This window comes from Nitrospirota bacterium, assembly GCA_030684575.1.
GTDB lineage: Bacteria > Nitrospirota > Nitrospiria > Nitrospirales > Nitrospiraceae > Palsa-1315.
In genome coordinates this window covers 238055-249107 of the sequence record JAUXVD010000021.1, presented here as the reverse complement: position 1 = coordinate 249107, position 11053 = coordinate 238055, and the positions used below count along the sequence as shown (strand labels likewise).

At 54.4% G+C, this 11053-nt stretch carries 9 protein-coding genes and 3 pseudogenes; 7 read left to right on the top strand and 5 right to left on the bottom strand.

Annotated elements, in window-relative coordinates:
- Window positions 1-524 precede the first annotated feature (524 nt).
- Window positions 525-644: pseudogene (locus Q8N00_16460) on the bottom strand (helix-turn-helix domain-containing protein).
- A 564-nt stretch (window positions 645-1208) separates the two neighbouring features.
- Between Q8N00_16460 and lpxC the strand changes: the two are divergent.
- Window positions 1209-2144, top strand: a complete 936-nt coding sequence (lpxC, locus tag Q8N00_16455; protein MDP2384382.1) for a UDP-3-O-acyl-N-acetylglucosamine deacetylase — start codon at window positions 1209-1211, stop codon at window positions 2142-2144.
- Between the two features lie 228 nt (window positions 2145-2372).
- Here the strand turns inward: lpxC and Q8N00_16450 are convergent, their stop codons facing one another.
- Entirely contained in the window at window positions 2373-2882 is a 510-nt protein-coding gene (locus Q8N00_16450; GenBank protein ID MDP2384381.1) for a winged helix-turn-helix domain-containing protein, read from the bottom strand.
- Window positions 2883-3137: 255 nt separating this feature from the next.
- Between Q8N00_16450 and Q8N00_16445 the strand changes: the two are divergent.
- From Q8N00_16445 to Q8N00_16435, 3 genes and pseudogenes are all read left to right on the top strand, one after another.
- Window positions 3138-3955, top strand: a pseudogene (locus Q8N00_16445) (inositol monophosphatase family protein).
- A gap of 138 nt (window positions 3956-4093) precedes the next feature.
- The gene (locus Q8N00_16440) at window positions 4094-4381 is read left to right on the top strand and encodes a hypothetical protein (GenBank protein MDP2384380.1); all 288 of its coding nucleotides are present in this window, start codon (window positions 4094-4096) and stop codon (window positions 4379-4381) included.
- A gap of 85 nt (window positions 4382-4466) precedes the next feature.
- A complete protein-coding gene (locus Q8N00_16435; GenBank protein MDP2384379.1) occupies window positions 4467-4799 on the top strand; it encodes an arsenosugar biosynthesis-associated peroxidase-like protein in 333 nt (110 codons plus the stop codon).
- Window positions 4800-4820: 21 nt separating this feature from the next.
- Here the strand turns inward: Q8N00_16435 and Q8N00_16430 are convergent, their stop codons facing one another.
- Entirely contained in the window at window positions 4821-6680 is a 1860-nt protein-coding gene (locus Q8N00_16430; GenBank protein MDP2384378.1) for a RiPP maturation radical SAM C-methyltransferase, read from the bottom strand.
- A 42-nt stretch (window positions 6681-6722) separates the two neighbouring features.
- Window positions 6723-7073, bottom strand: a complete 351-nt coding sequence (locus Q8N00_16425) for a 4a-hydroxytetrahydrobiopterin dehydratase (protein MDP2384377.1) — start codon at window positions 7071-7073, stop codon at window positions 6723-6725.
- A gap of 213 nt (window positions 7074-7286) precedes the next feature.
- Here Q8N00_16425 and Q8N00_16420 point away from each other — a divergent pair, with 213 nt between their 5' ends.
- Window positions 7287-8612, top strand: a complete 1326-nt coding sequence (locus Q8N00_16420; GenBank protein ID MDP2384376.1) for an amino acid permease — start codon at window positions 7287-7289, stop codon at window positions 8610-8612.
- 1064 nt (window positions 8613-9676) lie between these two features.
- Here the strand turns inward: Q8N00_16420 and Q8N00_16415 are convergent.
- Entirely contained in the window at window positions 9677-10495 is an 819-nt protein-coding gene (locus Q8N00_16415; GenBank protein ID MDP2384375.1) for a polyphosphate kinase 2 family protein, read from the bottom strand.
- 125 nt (window positions 10496-10620) lie between these two features.
- On the opposite strand from Q8N00_16415, the gene Q8N00_16410 reads away from it, so the two are divergent.
- Both Q8N00_16410 and Q8N00_16405 read left to right on the top strand, forming a co-directional pair.
- Window positions 10621-10767: a hypothetical protein gene (locus Q8N00_16410; GenBank protein MDP2384374.1), complete on the top strand. Its 147-nt coding sequence runs from the start codon at window positions 10621-10623 to the stop codon at window positions 10765-10767.
- Window positions 10746-11035, top strand: a pseudogene (locus Q8N00_16405) (SAM-dependent methyltransferase). Before Q8N00_16410 ends, Q8N00_16405 begins: the two are co-directional and overlap by 22 nt.
- The last annotated feature ends 18 nt before the right edge of the window (window positions 11036-11053 follow it).

Sequence of the window (11053 nt, the reverse complement as noted above, 5' to 3'; positions counted from 1 at the left end):
TGTACAACGATACCGTGTTGGGCTTCAACAAGTCGGGCAAGGAAGTGGCGCGTATTCAGGTCGAAGAGCCGATCTACATTCGGCCGGCCGAGCGCGTCACCTGGTTGTAAGTCACAGCTAGGGTCTCGTGTCAGCAGGGGGCAGGGAGTTCAACTGAACTCTCTGCCCTGTGTGTTTTATCCTCGGTGGTTTCAAGTTCCAAGTGCAACGGGTGAATCATGCCGCAGTGCCAAGGGCTGTACGGATCGACAAAGAAGATCTGGATCGCGAGCCGCTGGCCCAACTGCCCGTGTTCGGCCATCTCTTTCCCTCAATTGTACGCCATGGTTTTCCGCAGCAGGGCGGGCACATGCCGGAGTTTTTTGTAAAGCCCTCGCGGGCACTCGTGGCACCTGTCCCGTCCATCATGGCTAGGATGACCAGGCGTGTGGTCCGATCCACCAGGTCCAGGCGGTCGACCCATTGCGGGCTCCGTTGAGCGGTACAGGCATATAGGAACAGTCCCGCGTCGTATTGCAGATGTATTCTCGGCTCAGGGTGCTGGGTGCTCGGCCCAAGACCCGCGCCAGTGCGCACAGCGAATCTCCTTGGGTCAGACCCAGACTTAAGGTCTCACGGTCTTCAGCACTCAAGTGTGTGAGCACCTTTTTGTCATGGCAACACCTTAGCCCGTCAGGGCCTGCAGCCTTGCACTTGGAGTTAGAGCTCAAGCCGGTAATAAAAATCAGGAATGCCTGAGTAAGAAGGCCAGAATGTCGAGAGACGGGGAAGAGCAGCTTGGAATCTTCCTCCCGGAATAGACCGATTCCGAAAATATCGTATGTTCACAACCTACTGAATCTATGTGTAAATACTGTTCGTCTACAACTTAAATGTCACGGCACATCTGCCGCTACTACCACCTGGAAGTCTTCCTGCGAGACAAGTAGTGTGCAGATCTTCCTAGACCAACTGATTATCTCCCGTTTCCTCAGCCTCTAACAGATCGTGAACCGTTGCTATCGACCACAGCGCTCAACGTCAAAACACTGCGACCGTTCTCCATGCATTCCATGAAAAGTCACAGGTGTAATATTTATACAACGGCTGCTCTAGCAAGGCATTAATATGTTTTTTCATTTAATATCAGTATATTATGGCATTTTTTATCAAATAAACTTACTGGCACATAAGTTGCTTCTATCTGCTGTAATTATTGAGGTGACTCTGTGAGAGTACAGCAGACGTTGGCAAATACGGTGAGCTGTTCAGGGGTTGGGCTCCATTCAGGACAGCCCGTCACTCTTACGCTCAGACCAGCTCCAGCGGATACCGGCGTAGTATTCGTAAACCGAAGCGGAAAAGGCGGAGCCTCTCTTGCTGCCTCCGTTGAACATTTGGTAGCAACGGAACTCTGCACGGCAATCAGCGGTAACGGATTTCAAGTCAAGACGATTGAACATATTCTAGCCGCATTAACCGGACTCGACATCGATAACGTATACGTAGAGGTTGATGCCGCCGAAGCCCCCGTCATGGACGGAAGTGCAGGTCCCTTCGTTCGCCTCATTCGCTCAGCCGGCATTGCTACTCAGAGCCAACGGCAACCCTATCTGAAAATCACACGGCCCCTTGAGGTCGTAGATGGAAATCGACGGGTTCGTATCGAGCCATCTTCGACCACGAAAATTACCTATTCTATTCATTACAATCATCCGTTGATCCAGACGCAGACCTATGCCTATGAGCACTCGGTCCATGCCTTCGAACGCGAGATCGCGGACGCCAGGACATTCGGCTTCCTGCAGGAAGTGGAAGCCCTCTGGGCCCGTGGGCTTGGAAAAGGTGGCAGCCTGGATAATACGATCATCCTTTCTCAGGACGGCATTCTCAATGAATCAGGCCTGCGGTTTACGAATGAATTCGTCCGTCACAAGATCCTGGACCTGATCGGAGATTTTTCATTACTCGGCGTACCCTTTATCGGGCATGTGATCGCAGAACGCTCCGGGCATGCGATACATACGCGCCTTGTTCAGCAGATTCTGAACCATCCTGACAGCTGGGTATTGCTCAATGCTGAGCAACCAGTTGCCGCGTCTGAGCCTCGATCGGCCATGGCCGCACCACGATTTGCATCGCTGGTGGCACTCCAGGCCTCCTAACTCGTATCAATTTTCAATAGAATTCTGCTAGGGATCTGTGCCTCAAGAGGCGAGATGACTCTTGACGTGCGGGGAACGATTATCTGATTTAACGTCGGGAGCAAGTGGCCTTGCTCCCGACGCTAGAATCAAGGCGGGGACTACTTCTTCTTCTTCTTTGCTGCTTTCTTCGTCGCCAAGACTCTCACCCCCCTTCGTGTCTTTTAAGGCCAAACCGGCCCAGACGCACTACACTGCGTGGATCAGGGCTTCTTCCAATGCCTCAAACGTATTAGGACCCACTTTCCTAAACCGCTTATCGCGCTTCAAAGACGTCGCGACAGATGTTAACGGAGTCTTCCCCTTAATCTGGAGACCCCCTTCGACCAATCGTTGCACAAGTTCTTTTGCATGCATCGATCGATTCGCCTCACGGAGCATTTCGTAGGCGGCTTCAGAAACACTCTTCCCGGAGTACTTACTCCGGCCCATGAGAATTTCCCGCGATTGATCCGTAACATCCGTATTGGGTCGTTGCCGGCCGCCTTTTTCATCGGAGTAGAATTGGCTAGAAAGACTGGCGAGTTTGGCTTTATCGGCTTCAACACGAAAGAGCGTTTCTGCCAATTCCAAATATTTTTTAATCGTAGCGATTTCGTCGTCCAGACGACGACGTTTCTTTTCAAGTTCTTGCAGCCGGTTCTTGTACGCGCTAATTCGCTGCTCAAGACCGACCAAAATATCGGTGAGTTCTTCCACGAAACCGCCCCCAGGTGAAGCATGCTTGCTTTATAGCATTGCTTGCAAAGCAAGTCAATAGAATATGCTGTGTTGGTTGCTTGCATGGAATGATAGCTTTAAAACTGGCATGCACTTACTCAGTATGGTCTTAAATAAGTCTATTGCGTGACAAGCAAACAGATATTTTCACGGCACGATAACTGAGTAACCTCGATTCAAAGGTCTATCCTCTCTGCATGGTTGGAGTACGGACTCGTGTTAAGATGCCGCCCCATGACTCCAACACCCAATGACAATATCCCCCTCGACAAACTCCTTTCCGTCGCGACTGATGCAGCCCGCCAAGCAGGAGCCGTTCTCAAAAAGTCAGCGCGTACTGGTTTTCGCATTGAGCATAAACAGGTCATTAATCTGGTCACGGACGCCGACCACGAGGCGGAACAACGGATTATTGACGTTATCCACGAGACCTTCCCAACCCACTCCATCCTTGCTGAGGAGCGAGGACTGACCAAACAATCTCCATCCCGCTATAAATGGATATCGATCCGCTTGATGGCACGACCAACTTCGCCCACGGGTTCCCTGCTTACTGCGTGTCCATCGGAGTGGAATGTGACGAGCGTGGAGTAATTGGGGTCGTCTATGACCCGACTCGAGATGAACTCTTCACCGCGCAGCTAGGCCACGGGGCGCAACTCAACGGGGCTCCCATTTCCGTATCCTCCACGGATCATCTCGATCAGGCACTCCTTGTCACCGGATTTGCGTACGACATCCGCGAGACCTCGAATAATAACTTGGACCACTTCGCACGATTTGCGTTGAAGGTGCAGGGACTGCGGCGCACAGGAACGGCAGGCTTAGACCTCTGTTATGTTGCGGCCGGCCGGTTCGATGGATTTTGGGAAGTGAAACTAAACCCTTGGGATATGGCGGCGGGAGTCGTCATCCTCCGAGAAGCCGGAGGAATGGTGACAGGCTTCAACGGCGCCCCCCTTTCAATCTACGGACAAGAACTGGTCGCAAGTAACAGGAAGATCCATCAGTCCATGCTCGACGTCCTCCGTGAGGATCTAACCCCCTCCTAGAGCTCAGCCTCGCTACGCGCTCACGCCGAGCGATATGGGCGAGCAGCCAGGAGCAGCCCTCGGGGCTGGCCAGCAGATATACAGAGATAATGTTGATGCGCTATGATCCCCCCTACAAACGTGAAGGAGATTGACTGCATGGCACGTTCAACGCCTCCATCGGGACCATTGAAAAACGGAAAACCACCCCAGGATGCAGAGGCAGAATCACACAACAGGGATGTGGAACTGCTCCGGGTGCTCGTGAGCCGAAAAGGAACACAAGTCGATGCCCAATGGGCGATCCATCCCCAACTGAAACAAGATCTGCTACCGACGGAATGGCAAGAGGTCACCGATCTCATGGCCAAGGTAACCGGTATCGTCGGCACGAGGTTTTCGCAGGTGCTCACCCAGGCTGACCCTGAACCGCCCAGCAACGCCTAGCAGCTGCAGCTAGCAGTGACAGTTAAAGCGGTCTTGTTCTCTGACCACTCAAACCCGGCCAGAACCGATGACCAAGGAGTTGCCTATGGACACCTACTATCATCCCCATGATCTGGGGAAGTTTTCCGATATGGGCAAGGGGAACAAGGATCTCTGGGATAAGTTCATGGCCTACTACAGCGCCGTCTTTGCTGAAGGGGCTTTGACCGAGCGAGAGAAGGCCCTCATCGCACTTGCGGTCGCCCACGCCGTCCAATGCCCCTACTGCATCGACGCCTACACGCAAGCCTCCCTTGAGAAGGGATCGAACATTGAGGAAATGACGGAAGCGGTCCATGTCGCCTGCGCGATTAGAGGCGGCGCGTCGCTCGCGCACGGCGTCCAGATGCGTAACGTTACCGACAAGCTGTCGATGTGACGAGACCACTATCCGGCTCAGCTAGAGGTAGGGGTTTTCCGGAACCGCGAGGGTGAAATACTTGCCTCGTTCCTCGTAGAGGATTCGTGCCGCCGTCAAGGTACCAAGTGCCTGAATAATTTCTGCATCGCTACTCCCGCTCTTGTCAGGTCGTGTTGCCAACAGGGTGCGGATCTGGTCCAGGCTCTTGGCCGCTTCATTGCAAATCTCAATGATCCCTGCCGCAGGCCAATCATACCGTCGCCTGATCGGAGCCTTTGGATTCCGGCCATCGTAGACCGTGACATAGTCCATCGCCTTTGAGTAATAGAGAAACGGCCGATCACTCGACCTGACCATTCGCTGCCACTCCTGAACCATGCCGACCAATTCTTGGTAGACCTCTTGGTCCACCTGCCAATTGTCTAGTTCATACTCAAAATCATAGGCGATCTTCTTCAAGTCCACTTGCCGAGCATCGTAGACATACTCGTAGGGCGTCCCCGGGCCGGTGATACGAACACCGTATTCCTGTGGTTTGGTGAAGTAGGGACTGAACCGCTCCAACCATAACTTTCCGGTCGACTCCGGCGGATGCAGATGGAACAACGACGGGATGAGATCGATCTGACGACGGTAGTCCTCGTTCGTTTCCCCGGGGAATCCGAGCAGGATATTCCAGGACACCGCGACATGATAGTAGTAGCTCCACTTGAGGCAGATGATATTCTGCATCGGGGTGACGCCCTTATCCATCGCCTGCAACTGATTGAGACTCAGACTCTCCAATCCCGGCTGCATGCACTTCACGCCTCCGGCAGCGAGTGTTCGAATCTGGCTCTTGTGGAGATTACTTTTCGTTTCGATGAACACATCGAGATCACAATGGTCTGCCGCAAATCGACCGAAGAGGCTATCCACATATTTCATGTCGATGATGTTGTCGACGAGACGAAATCTCGCCGTATCGTAGCGGCTGGACAAATAGGCCATCTCCCGGGCCACTTGCTCGGACGATTTTGCCCGAAACTTCATGCTCTGTGCGTTTAATCCACAAAACGTACAATGATGCTTCTCCCCCCACCAGCAGCCCCGTGACCCTTCATAGAGAAGGATCCTGTCGAGCCCCTGCGCCGCATCCCCGAGTTCAGCCAGTAAATGATAGTAATCGTCATAGTCCGGCGGCCCGGTCTTCGCAAAATCCGTGAACAGTGCCTGGTTCGGGCTGAAGGAGATTTTCTCACCCTCTCGGTAGGTCACGCCGCTGGGCATCGACCCGGTCTTTCCCCCAAGGAGATAGCCAACCAATTCCGGAAACACCTCTTCCCCTTCACCCACCACGACATGATCGATGAAGGGAAAGGCTCGAAAATATTCCAAGCCCATCTCGCCGTCGTAGTTCGCTCCACCGAACACGATCGTCACATCAGGATAGAGATCCTTGATGAGTTTCGCCATCGTCAAGCTGGCGACGTTTTGGTCGAACGTAGAGGTGAACCCGACAATCTTGTATTGCCCCCAATCAATGGAGGTCAGAGCCCCGGTCAAGAACTGTGGCGCCGTCCTCGTCGCCATATCTTCGAAGAACGAAGCCTGCTGGCCACTCTCCTTGGCCACCTGCTCGAATACTGGCTTAAATAAGCGTGGATACTCAGCACGCTTCGGATTGTCTCGGAACAAGAGGTAGGAAAACAGCCATTCGCCAAACAGCGCGCGCTTCTCGCAGATCATTTCATAGAGGGGGACGCCGATCTTATGGGCGAACCGAACATTCAGATGGTGGCAGTCGACGGGAACCCCCTTCGATTTGAGCAGCGCAGAGAGGGTGCCCAGTTGAATCGAAGGATACTTCGAATAGCTGAACGGCATATTGACGAGCGCCACCTGGGCCTTGTCGCTCATCTGCTGCCTCGTGAGTTCATAACGCAACCAAGTAAGATTTGGTTAACTGACGGTCGTGCGAAACGGTTCAAATTCGCGATCGGCTTTGGCGGCCATAAAGAAATCGCTCTCAGTCAAGCCATTGATCTTATGCGTCCAGATCTCGACCTTGCACTTGCCCCAGGCGAGATAGAGATCCGGATGATGACCCTCGGCTTCAGCAACCGCACTCACTTTATTCACGTAGGCCAATGCCTGGGCAAAATCACTGAATGTATACAATCGTTCAAGATGGCCGGACTGGTTCAGCGACCAGCCCCGCCCGAGTTCTTTCAGCAAAGCCTGCGCACGATCCGCCGAGACCGGCGGCACACCACCGCGGCAGGGGATGCATTTGTTGTCGGCAAGACCCATAACACCACCTCCGTGCGAGAATCCATTCCCCAAGTTATTCACTCTAAACACGGTATTCTAAAGGGGCCTCGACCAGAAGGGCAAGGTGGGGAAAACCGGAGACCAGGAGGCTCTATGGGCTTGCTTCCCAGGCATCGCTCACCGTGCTAGAGAACAATGGTACAAGTTGCCATGAACCACCCTTCGAATAAGGAACCAGGACAGAAATCCTCTATGCGAAAAATTGGTTGGTTCACGGCGGCCTGCGTCCTCATCAGCAATATCGTCGGGGGTGGCATCTTCACAACGACCGGCATCATGGCTCGGGATCTCGGCGATCCAATGCTGATTCTCCTCTTGTGGTTCATGGGAGCAGTATTCGCCGTCGGCGGCGCGATGATCTATGGCGAACTGGGGTCGCGCCTCCCACATGCCGGCGGGGATTACGTCTACCTGCGAGAGGCCTATGGGCCGTTGGTGGCATTTCTCAGTGGATGGACCTCCTTTACGATCGGCTTCGGGGCCGCAGTTGCAGCCTCGGCTATCAGCTTTTCGTCCTATGCATTGAGAGTGATACCGATCGTGGATGAGCAGGGGTGGCTAGCAAAGGGCCTGTCGCTCACGCTACTCTGGGTGGCGACCTTCCTGCATTGCCAAGGCGTGGGAACCGGCGGCCGCGTACAGCTCTTGCTCACCACCACAAAAGTCGTCGCCATTGGGGGATTGATCCTCGGCGGGTTATGGGCGATGGCAGACCAAGGAATAGGCCTACTCGAGAGGCCCGCCTTGCGACAGCCGACGTTTGGAGCTGCTGCCATCGCGCTGGTCATCGTGACCTACTGCTATCTCGGCTGGAACGTGGCGGGCTACATTGCCAACGACATCGTTGACCCCCAACGGACCTTGCCCAAGATCATGATCGGGGGCACCGCCTTCGTCGGCATGATCTATCTCCTGTTGAATATCGTCTACCTGTCGGCGCTCTCGATCGCGGAGTTGGCTCAAGAACCTATTGTGCCGGTCGCGGAAAAGGCCGCGGCAGCCTTGTGGGGACCCCAGAGCGGACAAATAGTCGCCGCCATTCTCTGCCTCGCCATTGCTGGAGCTGTCAGCGCCATGACCTGGGCAGGGCCCCGTGTCTATTGGGCCATGGCACAGGACGGCATGATTACACCCTGGCTTGCCAAGCTCCAGCCCCGCACCGAGGTACCGGCTCGGGCAATCATCTTTCAAAGCCTCTGGGCCTCGCTCCTTATTGTGAGTGGAACATTCGAACAACTCCTCGTCTACAGTGGCCTCGTACTCTCGTTTTTCATGGCCTTGACCCTCTCCTCAATCTTTCGTCTTCGTCGAGCACGTCCCGTAAAGATCCCGCAGTACCAGGCGCCACTCTATCCATTTCTCCCGATCACGCTCGTCTGTGGTGCTGTAGCCCTAGTCATATCCAGCATGCTCGAACGACCAGCAGAATCGCTCTACGGCGCTGCCACCGTCCTGAGCGGCCTTCCGTTCTATTACTACTGGCGGAGGGCTCATAATCACCACCAGCATGAGTCCTGACCAAGCCCGTAAAAGTTCCATCTCAATCCGACCGGGCTAACCCACCACGGGAAAAGCAGCAGGCTATTCAAAAAGCTGTCCAGCAAGTCCACAGCAAGTGCAGGCCGGAGGCGTACCCTCTCCGGTGTACGGTACGACGAATACGGAGCACCATGCCTATGTGCGCAGACGAGTGGTGAGGCCGCCGGGCCGCCGTTGAGGATCTGAACGATACGACTTGCCTGCGCGAAGCCGCTTCGGCGAAGGCAGGGAACGATGCTGGCAGACTTTTTCAACAACCTGATAAAAATGGACCGGGCGACCCTGCACTAGGTAGGAGGTCGCCCGGTCTATGGCGCTTAGGACGCCTGTTCAGCTGTGTAATTGTCTCGGTCCAGCAAAAACTGGAACCCGCGCGATAACGAGAACATCGGGCATCTGATCAGGGGAACATACCTGCATCCCCGGCACTTGCGTTCCTCGCGCCAGCTCAAGTTCTCCATGATGGAGTCAGGCTAATAACCTATTGGTCTTTGGTGCCGTTACGGCACAGCCAGTGGAGAACCGGCTAACACGATCAATCAGAAACCCGCCCTCGAGTCGGGGGGCCTATGTGGTCAGGTGGAGTGAGGTCATCCATCGCTACCCTCCTCTCTTGAGAAAGTTGGCGGGGAACCCGTTAACAGCCGCGCGCCCTGTCCCGTTCCCCTTGGTCGAGTGAATGAATGGGCCGTAGTTTCGTCTTACGCCCATTAGAAATTCGTGTCAATGGGGGAAGTAACTTTTCACAGCAATAGCGCGTGCAGCATAAAACATACCCAGCAGGCCTAGGTCTTGGAGCAACAGATGCCATGAATCTGTGGGGGAAGATAGAGGCCGTAGCGAGAATATTCCATTCCGTTCGTAGATGGGCTCAAGAGGATGTCCGCGTCACAGTGGCCACCAGGGAAGGCCAGTTTGGGAACGCATTAACCAGGTCGACAGGTCTTTCACCCTCTCAGACCGAACTGCTTGGTGGGCCACAGGAATATCAGCTGACAGGCTCTGCAGGCGACGTCCCCGCACCTCCGGCGACCATTGACTCGTTACACAATCTTCAACGTCTCAAAATTGATCCCCACGGGAGCAGGCGGTGTCTTCAGTTTCAAGTGTTCCAACGCGTCTACAACACGATCAGCGACCACGAGATTTCGATACCATTTGCGATTGGCAGGGACGATGTACCAGGGCGCATGGCTAGTGCTTGTGGCGGCCATCATGTCCTCAAATGCGATCATGTATTCCTTCCACAGTTTACGTTCTTCGAGATCTCCCTCGTTGAACTTCCAGCGCTTCTCCGGATCGTGAATGCGCTCCTCCAATCGTTCTTTCTGTTCTTCCTTCGAGATGTGCAGAAAGAACTTGAGAATGGTCGTCCCATTCCCAACGAGCAATTCTTCGAATTCCTTAATCTGCTTGAATCGTTGTTTCACCACCTTGTCCGAAACCCACCCATGAACACGGGTGATGAGCACGTCCTCATAATGCGAGCGGTTGAAGATGCCAATCTGCCCGTTGGACGGCGCCTTTTGGTGCACGCGCCACAGAAAATCATGACTCAACTCCTCCGAAGTCGGGGTTTTGAAGGAGACAACCCGACAACCCTGTGGGTTCACACCGGCCATCACGCTCCTGATCGTCCCATCCTTACCGCTGGTATCCATCCCCTGCAATACAATGAGCACCGACCGGTCGCCATTGGCATAGAGGCGCTCCTGCAGCTCCTCAATCCTACCGGTCAACTGAGCCGTGACGGCCTTCGCCTTCTCTTTACTCTGATCCGTTTTCTTGTACGTACCTGTATCGTCGGGATCACACTTATCCAAGCTCAGTCGTGAGCCGGGTTTGACGCGATACTCTTTCATACGCGAAACCTCCGTTGCCTTTTCGAACTCCAACTCAAGGTGACATTCTACTCCCTTCGCTCCAGCTTGACAGCCACGAGTAAGTGGCAAAGAATGCGCCAAATGACTCCACAAGGAGGTGCATCTTGGCGGTCAATCCTGACAAGCTAAATGCGTTCACGGGCAAGGCAGTCGGCGACATCGGCGCCGCGCTGAGCGACAACATGGTGCTCCTGGGGAACAAGCTCGGTCCCTACAAAGCCATAGCGAAATCGGCGCCGCGAAACATGTGAAGAAGATGCTCGCACCGGATGGCACGTGGATGATTGTGAAGCCCCTCGCTAATGACCGTGTGGAAGATAAGCTGAATCCAGTGGGCAGAGTCTTCTATGCCGCCTCAACGATGATCTGCGTCCCCGTGTCCCTGGCATACAATGGCTCAGCCCTCGGCGCCCAAACAGGGGAGGCGCGGTTGCAAGATGTGGTCAGGAAAGGCGGGATCAGGAGATTCCGCCGTGCCACGCGACGCCATTCAATCTGTTGTTGGAAGCCAGACACTGAGCCCGGAGGGCTGGCAAT

Bases quoted from the DNA above. Each gene is read 5' to 3' on its own strand.
- Q8N00_16440 (MDP2384380.1), top strand. From the start codon at position 4,094: ATGGCACGTTCAACGCCTCCATCGGGACCATTGAAAAACGGAAAACCA.
- Q8N00_16435 (MDP2384379.1), top strand. From the start codon at position 4,467: ATGGACACCTACTATCATCCCCATGATCTGGGGAAGTTTTCCGATATG.
- Q8N00_16430 (MDP2384378.1), bottom strand. From the start codon at position 6,680: ATGAGCGACAAGGCCCAGGTGGCGCTCGTCAATATGCCGTTCAGCTAT.
- Q8N00_16425 (MDP2384377.1), bottom strand. From the start codon at position 7,073: ATGGGTCTTGCCGACAACAAATGCATCCCCTGCCGCGGTGGTGTGCCG.
- Q8N00_16420 (MDP2384376.1), top strand. From the start codon at position 7,287: ATGCGAAAAATTGGTTGGTTCACGGCGGCCTGCGTCCTCATCAGCAAT.
- Q8N00_16415 (MDP2384375.1), bottom strand. From the start codon at position 10,495: ATGAAAGAGTATCGCGTCAAACCCGGCTCACGACTGAGCTTGGATAAG.